This window comes from Streptomyces mabaensis (genome assembly GCF_053763515.1).
Genome location: NZ_JBSOPZ010000008.1, coordinates 201,443 through 217,642, shown reverse-complemented (window position 1 = coordinate 217,642; position 16,200 = coordinate 201,443). Strand labels below are relative to the sequence as shown.

General features: G+C 69.6%; 11 protein-coding genes. 2 read left to right on the top strand and 9 right to left on the bottom strand.

From position 1 onward, the window contains the following. Positions 1-568: 568 nt before the first annotated feature. From ACWV17_RS09815 to thyX, 3 genes are all read right to left on the bottom strand, one after another. The gene (locus ACWV17_RS09815; protein WP_455357316.1) at positions 569-2,254 is read right to left on the bottom strand and encodes a ribonuclease J; all 1,686 of its coding nucleotides are present in this window, start codon (positions 2,252-2,254) and stop codon (positions 569-571) included. Positions 2,255-2,366: 112 nt separating this feature from the next. Beyond that, a complete protein-coding gene (gene dapA, locus ACWV17_RS09810) occupies positions 2,367-3,266 on the bottom strand; it encodes a 4-hydroxy-tetrahydrodipicolinate synthase (protein ID WP_455357315.1) in 900 nt (299 codons plus the stop codon). Positions 3,267-3,445: 179 nt separating this feature from the next. Next, positions 3,446-4,186, bottom strand: coding sequence for an FAD-dependent thymidylate synthase (thyX, locus tag ACWV17_RS09805; RefSeq protein ID WP_455357314.1), 741 nt, complete (start codon positions 4,184-4,186; stop codon positions 3,446-3,448). Between the two features lie 170 nt (positions 4,187-4,356). Between thyX and ACWV17_RS09800 the strand changes: the two genes are divergently transcribed. Next, entirely contained in the window at positions 4,357-4,920 is a 564-nt protein-coding gene (locus ACWV17_RS09800; RefSeq protein WP_455357313.1) for a hypothetical protein, read from the top strand. An 18-nt stretch (positions 4,921-4,938) separates the two neighbouring features. On the opposite strand, the gene ACWV17_RS09795 is transcribed toward ACWV17_RS09800, so the two are convergent. The 6 genes from ACWV17_RS09795 to eccD all read right to left on the bottom strand — a co-directional run bounded on the left by ACWV17_RS09795 (position 4,939) and on the right by eccD (position 12,011). Further along, entirely contained in the window at positions 4,939-5,391 is a 453-nt protein-coding gene (locus tag ACWV17_RS09795; protein ID WP_455357312.1) for a hypothetical protein, read from the bottom strand. A gap of 5 nt (positions 5,392-5,396) precedes the next feature. Further along, positions 5,397-6,152 (bottom strand): 4-hydroxy-tetrahydrodipicolinate reductase, encoded by a 756-nt coding sequence (gene dapB / locus ACWV17_RS09790; protein WP_455357311.1) that lies wholly within the window; start codon positions 6,150-6,152, stop codon positions 5,397-5,399. Between the two features lie 52 nt (positions 6,153-6,204). After that, positions 6,205-7,581, bottom strand: a complete 1,377-nt coding sequence (locus ACWV17_RS09785) for a M16 family metallopeptidase (protein WP_455359323.1) — start codon at positions 7,579-7,581, stop codon at positions 6,205-6,207. After that, positions 7,578-9,794 (bottom strand): polyribonucleotide nucleotidyltransferase, encoded by a 2,217-nt coding sequence (locus ACWV17_RS09780; RefSeq protein ID WP_455359322.1) that lies wholly within the window; start codon positions 9,792-9,794, stop codon positions 7,578-7,580. The genes ACWV17_RS09785 and ACWV17_RS09780 overlap by 4 nt, the downstream gene beginning before the upstream one ends. Before the next feature lie 260 nt (positions 9,795-10,054). Further along, positions 10,055-10,342, bottom strand: a complete 288-nt coding sequence (gene rpsO, locus ACWV17_RS09775; RefSeq protein ID WP_455357308.1) for a 30S ribosomal protein S15 — start codon at positions 10,340-10,342, stop codon at positions 10,055-10,057. A gap of 196 nt (positions 10,343-10,538) precedes the next feature. After that, a complete protein-coding gene (eccD, locus tag ACWV17_RS09770) occupies positions 10,539-12,011 on the bottom strand; it encodes a type VII secretion integral membrane protein EccD (protein WP_455359321.1) in 1,473 nt (490 codons plus the stop codon). Positions 12,012-12,183: 172 nt separating this feature from the next. On the opposite strand from eccD, the gene eccCa reads away from it, so the two are divergent. Further along, a complete protein-coding gene (eccCa, locus tag ACWV17_RS09765; protein WP_455359320.1) occupies positions 12,184-16,137 on the top strand; it encodes a type VII secretion protein EccCa in 3,954 nt (1,317 codons plus the stop codon). Positions 16,138-16,200 lie beyond the last annotated feature (63 nt).

Here is a 16,200-nt window from a genome sequence, read left to right as displayed (position 1 = left end):
CATGTGTTAAGCACGCCGCCAGCGTTCGTCCTGAGCCAGGATCAAACTCTCCGTGAATGTTTACCCGTAATCGGGTGACACCACGAGAGCGGAACGACCGGTCGGAATAAGACCAGTCGTCCACAGCGTCCTCGCTGTGTAATTGCCTTCCGCAAGCGGAAGGACTTTCAAAGGAACCTCATCCACCAAGGTGGACGGGGTATCAACATATTTGGCGTTGACTTTTGGCACGCTGTTGAGTTCTCAAGGAACGGACGCTTCCTTTGGTCCCTTTTCATCGGGCCCTCCGGGCGTTCCCTTCGGTCTTGCGTTTCCGACTCTATCAGACTCTTTCGTGTCCGATTCCCAGTCGAAGTGGGATTGGGTTTGCCTTCCAGATATCCGCTTTCGCGTTTCTCTTTCCGGCGGTTCCGACTTTATCAGATCTCTCCGGGTCGGAATTCCGCCTGCCTTTCGGTGAGGGTCACCCGGCACACAGGTGCTGCGGGTTCCCGTCAGGCGGAGCCGTAAACGTACTGGAGCGGGGCGCCCCGATGCAAATCGGGGGCCCCGCTCCGGTGACGATGCGTCAAACCTCAACGACGACAGGCAGGATCATCGGCCGCCGGCGGTAGTTGTCGGACACCCACTTGCCCACCGTGCGGCGGACGAGTTGTTGCAGCTGGTGGGGCTCGACGACGCCGTCCTGGGCCGACTTGTTCAGCGCCTCGTCGATCTTCGGCATCACACCGGTGAACGCCGAGTCGTCGATGCCGGAGCCGCGGGCGTGGATGTTCGGGCCGCCCAGGATCTTGCCGGTGCTGCTGTCCACGACCAGGAAGACCGAGATGATGCCCTCGTCCCCGAGGATGCGGCGGTCCTTGAGGTGGACCTCGGTGACGTCGCCGACCGAGAGGCCGTCCACATAGACGTAACCCGCCTGGACCTTGCCGACGATCTTGGCGACTCCGTCGACCAGGTCGACCACCACGCCGTCCTCGGCGATGACCACCCGGTCCTTCGGTACGCCGGTGAGGGCGCCCAGCTCTGCGTTGGCGCGCAGGTGGCGCCATTCGCCGTGGACCGGCATCAGGTTCTTCGGCTTGCAGATGTTGTAGAAGTACAGGAGCTCGCCGGCCGAGGCGTGGCCGGAGACGTGCACCTTGGCGTTGCCCTTGTGGACGACGTTCGCTCCCCATCGGGTCAGGCCGTTGATCACGCGGTAGACCGCGTTCTCGTTGCCCGGAATGAGGGACGAGGCGAGGATCACCGTGTCGCCCGGGACGATCCGGATCTGGTGGTCGCGGTTGGCCATACGGGACAGCGCGGCCATCGGCTCGCCCTGCGAGCCCGTACAGACCAGGACGACCTCGTGGTCGGGCAGGTCGTCGAGGGTCTTGACGTCCACGACCAGGCCGGCCGGGACCCTGAGGTAGCCCAGGTCTCGGGCGATGCCCATGTTGCGGACCATCGAGCGGCCGACGAAGGCGACCCGCCTGCCGTACTCGTGCGCCGCGTCCAGGATCTGCTGGATGCGGTGGACGTGGCTGGCGAAGCTGGCCACGATGATGCGCTTCTGGGCGTTGGCGAACACCGTGCGCAGGACGTTGGAGATGTCCCGCTCGGGCGGGACGAAGCCCGGGACCTCGGCGTTCGTCGAGTCGGAGAGCAGGATGTCGATGCCCTCCTCGCCCAGCTTGGCGAAGGTCGGCAGGTCCGTGAGGCGCCGGTCCAGCGGGAGCTGGTCCATCTTGAAGTCGCCGGTGTGGACCGCCATGCCGGCCGGTGTGCGGATCGCGACCGCCAGGGCGTCCGGGATCGAGTGGTTCACCGCGACGAATTCGCAGTCGAACGGGCCGATGCGCTCGCGGTGGCCCTCCGCCACCTCCAGGGTGTACGGGCGGATCCGGTGCTCCTGCAGCTTCGCCTCGATCAGGGCGAGCGTCAGCTTGGAGCCGATCAGCGGGATGTCCGGCTTCTCGCGGAGGAGGAAGGGGACACCACCGATGTGGTCCTCGTGGCCGTGCGTGAGCACGATGCCTTCGATGTCGCCGAGACGGTCCCTGATGGACGAGAAGTCCGGCAGGATCAGGTCGATTCCGGGCTGCTCCTCCTCCGGGAAGAGGACGCCGCAGTCGACGATGAGCAGCCGGCCGCCGTACTCGAAGACGGTCATGTTGCGGCCGATTTCGCCGAGACCACCGAGCGGGGTGATGCGGAGGCCGCCCTTGGGCAGCTTCGGCGGGGGGCCGAGTTCAGGATGCGGATGGCTCAAAAGACTCTCCTCACCACGCACGCCACGTACCCCTTCAGGCACGTGGCGCGCGTGACATTCGTGCACTTGCTGTTGTCTGTGTGGCGTACGTATTCAGTTGTGAAGTCTGTGGTTACAGCTCTACCCCACCGGCGGCCAGATCGACCTTGAGCTGCGCGGTCTCCTCGGCGGTGAGTTCCACCATCGGCAGCCGCAGCGGGCCGGCGGGGAGTCCCTGGAGGCCCAGCGCCGCCTTGGTCGTGATCACGCCCTGGGTGCGGAACATGCCGGTGAAGACGGGGAGCAGCTTCTGGTGGATCTCGATGGCCTTCTGGACGTCGCCGCTGAGATGCGCCTCCAGGAGGGCGCGCAGGTCGGGGGTGACGACATGGCCGACCACGGAGACGAAGCCGACCGCGCCGACCGAGAGCAGCGGAAGGTTGAGCATGTCGTCGCCGGAGTACCAGGCCAGGCCGCTGCGGGCGATGGCCCAGCTGGCGCGTCCCAGGTCGCCCTTGGCGTCCTTGTTGGCGACGATCCGCGGGTGCTCGGCGAGCCGGACGATGGTCTCGGTGTTGATCGGGACGCCGCTGCGGCCGGGGATGTCGTACAGCATGACCGGCAGTGCGGTGGCGTCTGCGATCGCCGTGAAGTGCCGGAGCAGGCCCTCCTGTGGCGGCTTGTTGTAGTACGGGGTCACGGCGAGGAGGCCGTGGGCGCCGGTCCGTTCGGCGGTACGGGCGAGTTCGACGCTGTGGCGGGTGTCGTTGGTGCCGATGCCGGCGACGACGTGCGCCCGGTCCCCGACGGCCTCCAGTACGGCTCGTACGAGGTCGTTTTTCTCCGCGTCGCTGGTGGTCGGGGACTCGCCGGTGGTGCCGTTGATGATCAGGCCGTCGTTGCCTGCGTCCACCAGATGGGCGGCGAGCCGCTGAGCGCCGTCGAGGTCGAGTGCGCCGTCCGCCGTGAAGGGCGTGACCATGGCGGTGAGGACCCGCCCGAAGGGGGTCTGCGGAGTGGAGATCGGAGCCATGGGTAACACGCTACTCGCTGCTCAGCGGGTGGTGTCCCCTCGGGGGACCCGAAGCGGTGGAACCCGGCACTGCCTGCTCGGGGGTTCAAGCAGTGCCGGGTCCGTTTGATCAGCCTAGATGAACTTCTCGAAACCTCGCAATACGGACACTTCGCCCTACTGGTCCGTACATCTGTGCCCTACGGGGCGACTCGGCCGTTGTTGTTGAACGCCGCGTAGGTGAGGGGCATGAGCTTGGCCCAGTGCTCTTCCATCTTCTCGCCGACCATCTCGATCTCCCGCTGCGGGAAGGACGGGACGGCCGCCTGGTCGTGCTGCGTACGCAGGCCGAGGAAGTGCATCAGCGAGCGGGCGTTGCACGTCGCGTACATCGACGAGAAGAGGCCGACGGGCAGGACGGCACGGGCCACCTCACGGGCCACGCCCGCGGCCAGCATCTCCTGGTACGCCTCGTACGCCTGCCGGTACGAGTCCTCCATCACCCGGGTGGTGAGCTGCTGCTGCTCCGGAGTGCCGTCGACGAAGACGTACTTGCCGGGGCGGCCCTCCTGGACCAGCTTGCGGTCCTCGCCCGGAACGTAGAAGACGGGCTGCAGTTCCCGGTAGCGACCGGACTCCTCGTTGTACGACCATCCGACGCGGTGGCGCATGAACTCGCGGAAGACGAAGATCGGGGCGCTGATGAAGAACGTCATCGAGTTGTGCTCGAAGGGGCTGCCGTGACGGTCCCGCATCAGGAAGTTGATGAGCCCTTTCGAGCGCTCCGGGTCCTTGGCCAGCTCCTCGAGAGACTGCTCGCCGGCCGTGGAGACGCGCGCGGCCCACAGCACGTCGGAGTCGCCGGCGGTGTGCTTCACCAGCTCGACGGTGACGTCACTGCGGAAGCTGGGCTTCGGGTCTGAGGCGGGGGTCTCGCTCACCGGCGGGGTCCTTCCAGTTGCATCGCTCGGGCGGCGCCCACTTTAGACCCATCGGTCCGGGCCCTCCGACGGGCACTGACTCGTCCGGCCCCCCTGGGGTGGCCGGTGTTCTGCGGGCTGGGTAGCCTCACCGGGCACAGCCCCGTCGAGCGTGCTTGTGAGGATCTGTCGTGCCCCTGCCCTTCCTGACGGCCGACCGCGCGTTCGGCGCGGACGTCGAGAGCCCGGACGACGCCGCGCTGCCGTTCGACGGCGACGACCACGACCACTGGCGGCGTCCCTACCGGCCCGGTCCCTGGCGGGTCGCGGGGGCGGCGCTGCTGCTTCTCCTGGCCTCGTTCATGCTGCTGGCCACGATGATCATCGCGTTCGCGGGGGCGCTGACCGGCGCCGCCGTGTGTCTGGCGGCTGCGGCCGGTGTCATCGGCTGCGCGGTGCGGCTGCTGCGCATCGGGGTGTGGGTGAGTCGCCACGGGCTGCGCCAGGTGGGCTTCTTCGCGACGACGACCGTGCCCTGGCATCAGGTCACGGGCGTACGGACGGTCCAGCAGCCGGTGCGGTGGCTCGGCCTGCCGCGCACCGTGCAGGGTCAGGCCCTTGTCGTCGTCCAGCACGGCGGTGAGCAGCTGCCCGCGCTGCTCACCGACCACAACGCGGACTTCCTCTCGCGCGCCGAGGCCTTCGACCGGGCGGCGGACACCGTGGAGGCGTGGGGCGCCGAGTACGGCCTCTGAGTCCCGCCGCCGCACCCGTCAGGCCCGTACCGGCCTGCCCTCGTGCAGCGCGATCGCGCGCTGCATCGCCTTACGGGCCCGTGGGGTGTCCCGCGCGTCGTGGTAGGCGATCGCGAGCCGGAACCAGGAGCGCCAGTCGTCGGGGGTGTCCTCCGTCTCCGCACGGCGCCGCGCGAACACGGCGTCGGCGGAGTCGCGGTCGATACGGCCGCCCGGGGTACGGACCAGCTCGTCCACCGGAAGTCCGCCTTCGGCCTCCAGCTCCCGCGCCAGGCGGTCCGCCTTGCGGGCGAACTGTGTGGTGTGCCAGAGGAACCAGCAGCCGATCAGCGGCAGGACCAGCACCGAAACACCGAAGGCGATGGTGAGGGCGGTGCCCTGCTGGATGAGCACGACGCCTCGGCTGCCGGCCAGGACGAAGTAGACGACCAGGACGGCAGCGAGGCCGAAGTACGTGATCTTCGCGCGCATCGGTGTCAACCGAGGTCGAGGAAGTGTTCGAGGCCGAAGGTGAGGCCGGGAGTGGTCACCACGCGGCGCGCGCCGAGCAGGATCCCCGGCATGAAGCTGCTGTGGTGCAGGGAGTCGTGGCGGATGGTGAGGGTCTCGCCCTCGCCGCCGAGCAGGACCTCCTGGTGGGCGAGCAGGCCGCGCAGCCGGACGGCGTGCACGGGGACGCCGTCGACGTCGGCGCCGCGGGCTCCGTCCAGGGCGGTGACCGTGGCGTCCGGCTGGGGGGCGCAGCCGGCCTCCGCGCGCGCCGCGGCGATGAGCTGCGCGGTGCGGGTGGCGGTGCCGGACGGGGCGTCGGCCTTGTTGGGGTGGTGCAGCTCGACGACCTCGACGGATTCGAAGTAGCGGGCCGCCTGCTGGGCGAACTTCATGGTGAGGACCGCGCCGATGGAGAAGTTGGGCGCGATGAGGACGCCGGTCTGCGGGGACGCGTCGAGCGAGGTGCGCAGGTGGGCCAGACGCTCGTCGGTCCAGCCGGTGGTGCCGACGACGGCGTGGATGCCGTGGCGTACGCAGAAGTCGAGGTTGCCCATCACCGAGGCCGGGGTGGTCAGCTCGACCACGACCTGGGCGCCGGCGTCGGCCAGCGTCTCCAGCTTGTCCCCGCGGCCGAGGGCTGCGACGAGCTCCATGTCCTCGGCGGCCTCGACGGCGCGTACCGCCTCGGACCCGATCCGGCCCTGCGCACCGAGGACCGCCACGCGCAGCTTGCTACTCATGCTCGTACTTCCTTCGTTCCAGTCGTCGTGGTGGCACGGCCGTCAGGCCGCGTCAGACCACCGCTTCGTGCAGGCGGTCCGCCTGCTTGTCCTTGAGCGGGCCGATGACCGACAGGGAGGGCCGTTGTCCCAGTACATCCTGGGCCACCGCGGTGACCTCGTCCGGGGTCACGGCAGCTATGCGGGAGAGCATGTCGTCGACCGACATCTGCTCTCCCCAGCACAGCTCGCTCTTGCCGATGCGGTTCATCAGCGCGCCGGTGTCCTCCAGGCCGAGGACCGTGGAGCCGGAGAGCTGGCCGACGGCGCGGGCCATCTCCTCGTCGGAGAGCCCGTCGGAGGCGACCCGGTCGAGCTCGTCCCGGCAGATCTTCAGGACGTCGTGGACCTGGCTGGGGCGGCAGCCGGCGTAGACGCCGAAGAGCCCGCAGTCGGCAAAGCCCGAGGTGTACGAGTAGACGCTGTACGCGAGCCCGCGCTTCTCCCGTACCTCCTGGAAGAGGCGGGAGCTCATACCACCGCCGAGGGCCGTGTTGAGCACGCCGAGCGCCCATCGGCGGTCGTCGGTGCGGGCCAGGCCGGGCATGCCGAGGACGACGTGGGCCTGCTCGGTCTTGCGGTTCAGCAGGTCGATCCGGCCGGCGGTGCGGATGGCGCGGGTGCCCTCACGCGGGGTGCGGGGCGCGGCGTCCGTACGGGCGAGGGCGCCGGCCTTCTCGAACGCGGCGCGGACCTGGCGTACCACCGTGGCGTGGTCGACGTTGCCGGCGGCCGCGACGACGAGGTGGGTCGGGTCGTAGTGCTTCTTGTAGAAGCGGCGGATGCGGTCCGCGCTCAGCGCGTTGACCGTGTCGACCGTGCCGAGGACCGGGCGGCCGAGGGGGGTGTCGCCGAGCATGGTCTGCGCGAACAGGTCGTGCACGCAGTCACCCGGGTCGTCCTCGGTCATGGCGATCTCTTCGAGGATGACGCCGCGCTCGGCGTCGACGTCCTCTTCGAGGATCAGCGAGCCGGTCAGCATGTCGCAGACCACGTCGATGGCGAGCGGCAGGTCGGTGTCCAGTACACGTGCGTAGTAGCACGTGTACTCCTTCGCGGTGAAGGCGTTCATCTCGCCGCCGACCGCGTCTATGGCGGCGGAGATGTCGAGGGCGCTGCGCTTCTTCGTGCCCTTGAAGAGCAGGTGCTCGAGGTAGTGCGTGGCGCCGTTGAGGGACGGCGTCTCGTCGCGCGAGCCGACGTGCGCCCAGATGCCGAAGGTCGCGGAGCGCACCGAGGGCAGGGTCTCGGTGACGATGCGCAGGCCGCCCGGGAGCGTCGTACGGCGGACCGTCCCGACGCCGTCGCGGCCCTTGAGGAGGGTTTGGGTACGGGCGACGGCCCGCACCTCCGAGGAGGTGCGGGCCGTCGTACGGGGACTACGCGTCACTTGGCGGAGTCGTCCTTCTGCTCGTCGTTCTCTTCACCCTCGACCACGGGGATGAGCGAGAGCTTGCCGCGCTGGTCGATCTCGGCGATCTCGACCTGCACCTTGGAGCCGACCGCGAGCACGTCCTCGACGTTCTCCACGCGCTTGCCACCGGCGAGCTTGCGGATCTGCGAGATGTGCAGCAGGCCGTCCTTGCCCGGGAGCAGGGACACGAACGCACCGAAGGTGGTGGTCTTGACGACCGTACCCAGGTAGCGCTCGCCGACCTCCGGCATGGTCGGGTTGGCGATGCCGTTGATCGTGGCGCGGGCGGCCTCGGCCTGCGAGCCCTGGGCGGCACCGATGTAGATGGTGCCGTCGTCCTCGATCGTGATGTCGGCGCCGGTGTCCTCCTGGATCTGGTTGATCATCTTGCCCTTGGGGCCGATGACCTCACCGATCTTGTCCACCGGGATCTTGACGGTGATGATCCGCGGGGCGTTGGGGGACATCTCGTCCGGGACGTCGATGGCCTCGTTCATCACATCGAGGATGTGGAGGCGGGCGTCGCGGGCCTGCTTCAGCGCGGCGGCCAGGACCGAGGCGGGGATGCCGTCGAGCTTGGTGTCGAGCTGGAGCGCGGTGACGAAGGTCTTGGTGCCGGCGACCTTGAAGTCCATGTCACCGAAGGCGTCCTCCGCACCGAGGATGTCGGTGAGGGCGACGTAGTGGGTCTTGCCGTCGATCTCCTCGGAGATCAGGCCCATGGCGATACCGGCGACGGGGGCCTTGAGCGGCACACCGGCGTTCAGCAGCGACATGGTGGAGGCGCAGACCGAGCCCATGGACGTGGAGCCGTTGGAGCCCAGCGCCTCGGAGACCTGGCGGATGGCGTACGGGAACTCCTCGCGCGTCGGCAGCACCGGCACGATGGCGCGCTCGGCGAGCGCGCCGTGGCCGATCTCGCGGCGCTTCGGCGAACCGACGCGGCCGGTCTCACCGACGGAGTAGGGCGGGAAGTTGTAGTTGTGCATGTAGCGCTTGCGGGTCACCGGGGAGAGGGTGTCCAGCTGCTGCTCCATGCGGAGCATGTTGAGGGTGGTGACGCCCAGGATCTGGGTCTCGCCACGCTCGAACAGCGCCGAGCCGTGCACGCGCGGGATCGCCTCGACCTCGGCGGCGAGCGTACGGATGTCCGTGACGCCACGGCCGTCGATGCGGACCTTGTCCTTGATGACTCGCTCACGGACCAGGGACTTGGTCAGCGAGCGGTACGCGGCGGAGATCTCCTTCTCGCGGCCCTCGAACTGCGGGAGCAGCTTCTCGGCGGCGAGCTCCTTGACGCGGTCCAGCTCGGCCTCGCGCTCCTGCTTGCCGGCGATGGTGAGCGCCTGCGAGAGCTCGGCCTTGACCGCGGCGGTGAGCGCCTCCAGGACGTCGTCCTGGTAGTCGAGGAAGACCGGGAACTCGCCGATCGGCTTGGCGGCCTTGGCGGCGAGGTCCGACTGGGCCTTGCAGAGCGCCTTGATGAAGGGCTTCGCGGCCTCGAGACCGGCGGCGACGATCTCCTCGGTGGGAGCCTCGGCGCCGTCCTTGACGAGCTGGATGGTCTTCTCGGTGGCCTCGGCCTCGACCATCATGATCGCGACGTCGCCGTCCTCCAGGACGCGACCGGCGACCACCATGTCGAAGACCGCGTTTTCGAGCTCGGTGTGCGTCGGGAAGCCGACCCACTGGCCCTTGATCAGGGCGACACGGGTGCCGCCGACCGGGCCGGAGAAGGGCAGGCCGGCCAGCTGCGTGGAGCAGGAGGCGGCGTTGATCGCGACCACGTCGTAGAGGTGGTCGGGGTTGAGCGCCATGATCGTCTCGACGATCTGGATCTCGTTGCGCAGGCCCTTCTTGAAGGACGGGCGCAGCGGGCGGTCGATCAGGCGGCAGGTGAGAATCGCGTCCTCGGAGGGCCGGCCCTCGCGACGGAAGAAGGAGCCGGGGATCTTGCCGGCGGCGTACTGCCGCTCCTCGACGTCCACCGTCAGGGGGAAGAAGTCGAGCTGGTCCTTGGGCTTCTTGGACGCGGTGGTGGCGGACAGCACCATGGTGTCGTCGTCCAGATAGGCGACGGCGGAGCCGGCAGCCTGGCGGGCCAGACGGCCCGTCTCGAAGCGGATCGTGCGGGTGCCGAAGGAACCGTTGTCGATAACGGCCTCGGCGTAGTGGGTCTCGTTCTCCACTAGCGTTTTCTCCTCGTCTTCGTCCCTGCCCGTGTGGCGGGGACGTCGCGGAGAAGCGCTCCTTGCGTGCGGGCCGGTCTTCGATCGAAGCACCCGGGAGAGGTCTTCCGGGGGCCACTACCGAGGACCGGCGGCGATGGAGGGCGCTCCTCCTCTTCGGTTGTGCGTATGTGACCAGACTACTGAGAGTCCGGTACGTCCCGCACGTACAGCAAAGGGAGCGGCCCCCTAGAAGTGGGAACCGCTCCCTTCACGGCGTCTTACTTGGCGCCCGCCGCGCCGCGGCGGATGCCGAGGCGCTCGACCAGCGCACGGAAGCGCTGGATGTCCTTCTTGGCCAGGTACTGCAGCAGACGGCGGCGCTGGCCGACCAGGATCAGCAGACCACGGCGGGAGTGGTGGTCGTGCTTGTGGGTCTTGAGGTGCTCGGTCAGGTCCGAGATGCGGCGGGAGAGCATCGCGACCTGGACCTCGGGGGAGCCGGTGTCGCCCTCCTTGGTGCCGAACTCGGTGATGATCTGCTTCTTCGTAGCGGCGTCGAGCGACACGCGTACTCCTCATGGTCTTCGTATGGCCACCGAGTGCCCCAGGTCGAATTCTCTGGGGATCTTCCGTTACTCGGGAGGCGGGGTCCGCTGGGCGCAGTTTCCAGATTCCTCGAAAAGGCTCCGGGAACGCGTACACAAACGGCCGTCACACAGCGTACCAGCCCGGCGGACCGCCCTGGACCGCGGGCCTGACCGGTCAGCCGCTGGTGAGCGAGCGGGCCGCGTTGAAGACGTCGAGGACAGCAAGGCAGAGCGGGACCAGGGAGAGCAGTACGGCACCCTCGGCGAGGTCGAGGAGCCGACCCCAGAAGGGCGAGAGGCCCTTCCGGGGAATGATCAGCCCGATCGCGGTGAGCAGCGCGGCTCCGGCGGCGACGGCCGCGGACAGCCAGATCGTACGGATGTCCAGGGCGCCGCGGTCGCCGAAGCGGACGAGCTCGAAGAGCAGGTCGGCCGGCGGGTTGAGGGACAGGCCGAGCACCAGCAGGCCGATCGCGGAGATGCCGGCCACCAGGACGCAGGTGACCTGCGAGGTGTAGCGGAAGAGACGGGCGCGCAGCAGCATGGCGAGGCCCGTGGCGAGAGCGAGGACCTGGCCCCAGATGTTGTCGGAGAAGCCGAGGACGGCCGCGCTGCCGACGACGACGGCCGCGCTGCCGCCGACCAGGCCGAGCAGCATCTCGTGGCCGCGGCGGGCCTGCGCCGCGATCCGGTCGGCGTCGACGGGCTGGGCCTCGGGGGTCTCGTTCGGGTCGGCGTCGAAGTCGTCACCGGCGGCGCTGCGCGGGGAGGCGTAGCCGATGGGCAGCCGGGCGAAGCGTGCGGAGAGGCCAGGGAGGAAGGCGACCAGGCCGATGGCGACGGGGGCGCAGACGGCGGCGGTCGCGGTGGCGGAGGCTTCGGTGAGGATGGCGACGAAGGTCGCGAGGACGCCGGCGGTCGCCAGGAAGGTCGCGGCGACGAACGGGGCATCGCCGCTGGGGGTGAGCGCGACGAGGGCCACCGAGGCGAGCAGGACGCAGACGCAGCCGAGCAGGAACTGCAGCCGTCCGGGGCCGTGGCCGGCGTCCGGGCCGATGATTCCGGAGCCCGCGATGAGCAGGTGGGGCAGAGCGCCGAGGCCGAGTGCGACGGCGGCGGACCGGTCGCCGTACACCCGGGCCCGTACGCCGGCGAAGGCGGTCAACAGGACACCGGCGGCCCCGGCGATGATGCCGGGCAGGCCGTGCATGTCGTGGCGGACCGGGTCGGCGAACCAGAGCACGAAGCCCATGAGGACGAGCAGCAGCACTCCGCCGACCAGGCCGGCGCCGCGCAGCAGGTCGTCGCTCCACAGGTGGCGGTCGCGGACGACGGCGGAGGCGACGGCGTCGGAGACGTCGTCGAAGACGGCGGGCGGCAGTGACTCGGCGAACGGGCGCAAGCTCAGCACCTCGCCGTCCAGGACCTGTTGGGCGGCGAGCGTGCGCGCTCCGTCGAGCACCGTGCCGTCCCGGCGCACCAGGTGGTATCCGGTGGGGGTGCCCGCGGCCTGGGTCTGGCCGGTCAGCCGCAGGATCTCGGGGTAGACGTCGGCGACGGCGATGTCCTCCGGGAGTGCGACGTCGATACGGCTGTCGGGCGCTACGACAGTGACCCTGCAGAAGCCGGTCGCTGCGGTCGTACTCACCTGATGGACCCCCTGATTCGCGGTTGCGCACGATGCGCGCGCCACCCTACCGGGAGGTGTGACGGGGGTCTGCAAGTAGGATCACCGTCGCGCGGAGGGAAGTCCGCCAGCAAAGCCGTCACGGGGGCGCCGGTGCAGCCGAGCCGTCCGCATTCGAGGGATTGATGCTCCGGTGAGCCAGATCGTCGTCAAACGCCCGCCGCGGTCCCTGCCGCCCGAAGTGCCTTCGGAAGAGCTGCAGCTCCAGGCTCCTCCCGAACTGCCGCGCGGTCAGCAGGAGGGCATGCTGATGCAGATCCTGCCGGTGCTCGGCATGGGTTCGTCGGTGGTCTTCTTCTTCTCGCCGCAGGCACCTCCGTTCATGCGCATCATGGGTGTGGTGATGCTGGTCTCGACCGTCGCGATGGTGGTCGCCCAGATCGTCAGATTCCGTCGGGGTACGCAGGGGCAAATGGCCGATGTCCGCCGCGACTACCTGAAATATCTGTCGCAGACGCGGCGTCAGGTACGCAGGACCGCGCGGGCGCAGCGCGACGCGCAGCTCTATCTGCACCCCTCCCCCGAACAGCTGTGGTCGGTCGTCGCCGAGGGAAGCCGGGTGTGGGAACGCCGGGTCGGCGACAAGGACTTCGGACAGGCCCGGCTCGGGCTCGGTGCCCAGCAGCTGGCGACCCCGCTGATCGCACCGGACACCGCTCCCGTCGACGAGCTGGAGCCGCTGAGCGCGGGCGCGATGCAGCAGTTCCTCGCGGTGCACGGTTCGCTGGACGGGCTGCCGGTGGCCGTCTCGATGCGCGCCTTCTACCACGTGACGGTGTCCGGTGAGCCGGAGTCCGCGCAGTCGGCGGCGCGGGCGCTGGTGGCCCAACTCGTCACGCTGCACTCCCCCGAGGACCTGATGGTCGCGGTGGTCGCGGCGCCGGGCGCGGTCGCGCGCTGGGACTGGACGAAGTGGCTGCCGCACACGCAGCTGCCGGGGCAGGTGGACGGCGCCGGGTCGAAGCGGCTGTTCGGCGACGACCTGGGCGAGTTGCAGCAGCTGCTGGGCAGCCGGCTGGACGGCCGGCCCCGGTTCAGCCGGGACGCGCAGGCGGTGCTGGACCAGCCGCATCTGATCGTGGTGCTGGACGGCGGAATGGTGCCGCCGGACTCGGCGTTCGCCGCGCCCGAGGGCCTGCAGGGCGTCACGATCGTCGAGGTGGTCTCCGGCGAGCTCGACGAGCCGCGCGGCGGTCTGTCCGTGGTGGTACGGCCGGGCCGGCTGTGGCTGGAGTCGGGCGCCGGGGTCGCGTACGAGGGCGTACCGGACGGGCTGTCGCTGCCGGCGGCCGAGGCGCTCGCCCGGCAGCTCGCGCCGCTGCGCACGGGCGGGGGCGACGACGACGAACCGCTGCTCGCCAACCTGGACTTCACCGATCTGCTGAACCTGGGCGACGCGGGTTCGGTCGACGTCTCCCGCACCTGGCGGCCGCGGTCGACGGGTGAGCGGCTGCGCGTGCCGATCGGTGTCGGTGAGGACGGCCAGCCGGTGATGCTGGACCTCAAGGAGGCCGCGCAGGAGGGCATGGGTCCGCACGGGCTGTGTGTCGGCGCGACCGGTTCCGGCAAGTCGGAGCTGCTGCGCACGCTGGTCCTGGGCCTCGCGGTGACCCATACGTCGGAGACGCTGAACTTCGTCCTCGCGGACTTCAAGGGCGGCGCGACGTTCACCGGCATGTCGCAGATGCCGCACGTCGCTGCGGTCATCACCAACCTGGCCGACGACCTCACGCTCGTGGACCGCATGGGCGACTCGATCCGCGGCGAGCTGCAGCGCCGCCAGGAGCTGCTGCGCTCGGCGGGCAACTACGCGAACATCCACGACTACGAGAAGGCGCGCGCCGCGGGCGCCCCGCTGGAGCCGCTGGCCTCACTGGTCCTGGTGATCGACGAGTTCAGCGAGCTGCTCACCGCGAAGCCCGACTTCATCGACATGTTCATCCAGATCGGGCGTATCGGCCGGTCGCTGGGTGTGCATCTGCTGCTCGCCTCGCAGCGCCTGGAGGAGGGCAAGCTGCGCGGCCTGGACACGTATCTCTCGTACCGGATCGGTCTGCGTACCTTCTCGGCCGCCGAGTCGCGTACGGCGATCGGGGTGCCGGACGCGTACCACCTGCCGTCGGTGCCGGGCTCCGGCTACCTGAAGTTCGGTACGGAGGAGATGACCCGCTTCAAGGCGGCGTACGTCTCCGGTACCTACCGGACGGGCGGCCCGGACCTCTCGGTCGGGCAGTTCCCGGTCGAGCGGCGGCCCGCGGTGTTCACGGCCACGCCGGTTCCGGTGGTGTACGCGGCGCCCGACCCGGCGCACCTCGTGGCCGCGAACCGGGCGGAGGACGACGCGCTCGCGGACACCGTGCTGGACGTGATCGTGCGGCGGCTGGAGGGGCAGGGCGTGCCGGCCCACCAGGTGTGGCTGCCGCCGCTGGACGAGGCGCCGACGCTGGACCAGCTGCTGCCGGCGCTGGTGCCGACCGCGGAGCGGGGGCTGCACGCGGACGGCTACACGCGTCCGGGCGGCCTGGTCGTACCGCTCGGCCTGATCGACAAGCCGTTCGAGCAGCGGCGCGAGGTGCTGTACCGGGACTTCTCGGGCGCGGCCGGCCACATGATGGTCATCGGCGGCCCGCAGTCCGGCAAGTCGACCCTGCTGCGGACGCTGATCTCGTCCTTCGCACTGACCCACACGCCGCACGAAGTGCAGTTCTACGGGCTGGACTTCGGCGGTGGCGGTCTGACGGCGGTGGCCGATCTCCCGCACGTCGGCGGGGTCGCCTCCCGCCTGGACCCCGAGCGGGTCCGCCGTACGGTCGCGGAGGTCGCGGGCGTACTCAACCGGCGCGAGGAGTTCTTCCGCGCGAACGGCATCGACTCCATCGCGACCTACCGGCGGCGCCGGGCTGCCGGCGAGCTTCCGGGCGAGGCCTGGGGGGACGTCTTCCTGGTCATCGACGGCTGGGGCGCGTTCAAGAACGACTACGACATCCTCGAAGGCGTCGTGTCGGACATCGCGAGCCGCGGTCTGGGGTACGGCATCCACGTGGTGCTCTCGGCCTCGCGCTACATGGAGGTCCGGGCCGCGCTGAAGGACCAGATGCTCGGCCGCCTCGAACTGCGCCTCGGTGACGTGATGGACTCCGAGTTCGACCGCCGGGTCGCGGCGAACGTACCGGCCGGTGTGCCGGGCCGCGGCCAGGTACCGGAGAAGCTGCACTTCATGGGTGCGCTGCCGCGTGTCGACTCGGTCAGCCGGGCGGAGGACCTGTCGGAGGGCACGGCGCAGTTCGTCCAGGCGGTCAGGGGCAGTTGGACGGGGCCCTCGGCGCCGACGGTGCGGCTGCTGCCGCGCAAGCTGCCGGCCGAGCAGCTGCCGAAGGGCTTCGAGTTCCCGCAGCACGGGATCGCGATCGGTATCGACGAGACGAATCTGGAGCCGGTCTTCGTCGACTTCGAGACCGACCCGTTCTTCCTGGTCTTCGGCGAGAGCGAGTCCGGCAAGACCTCGCTGCTGCGGCTGATTGCCAAGCAGATCACCGAGCGGTACACGCCGGACCAGGCACGGATCGTGGTCGGCGACTACCGGCGCACGATGCTGGAGGCGGTACCGCCGGAGCACCTGCTGGAGTACGCGCCGATGGCCTCGGCGATGCAGATGCACATGGACGCCATCAACACGGTGATGGGCAAGCGGGCGCCGAAGCCGGACATCACCCCGCAGCAGCTGCGGGACCGCAGCTGGTGGACCGGCCCGCAGCTCTTCGTGATCGTCGACGACTACGAGTTGGTGGCCACCAACTCCGGCAACCCGCTGGCGGTGCTGGTGGACAACCTGCCGTTCGCGCGGGACGTGGGCATCCGCTTCATCGTCGCGCGGAGCTCGGCCGGCGCGTCGCGCTCGATGTACGAGGCGTTCATGCAGCGGGTCAAGGAGCTGGGCGCGCAGGGCGTGGTCCTCTCCGGCGACCGCAACGAGGGCGACATCCTGGGCAGCGTACGAGCCCGCCCGATGCCGCCGGGCCGGGGCACGTTCGTCTCCCGCAAGCGCGGAACACCCCTGGTGCAGCTGGGCTGGCTGCCGGACCGGTGAACACGAGCCGTGGTCCTGCGGAGCCGGGGCGCGCTCTGACAAGCTGGCACCGGACATCTGAGA

Excerpts from the sequence above, each read along its gene's own strand:
- dapA (WP_455357315.1), bottom strand. The coding sequence starts at position 3,266 with ATGGCTCCGATCTCCACTCCGCAGACCCCCTTCGGGCGGGTCCTCACC.
- ACWV17_RS09795 (WP_455357312.1), bottom strand. The coding sequence starts at position 5,391 with ATGCGCGCGAAGATCACGTACTTCGGCCTCGCTGCCGTCCTGGTCGTC.
- dapB (WP_455357311.1), bottom strand. The coding sequence starts at position 6,152 with ATGAGTAGCAAGCTGCGCGTGGCGGTCCTCGGTGCGCAGGGCCGGATC.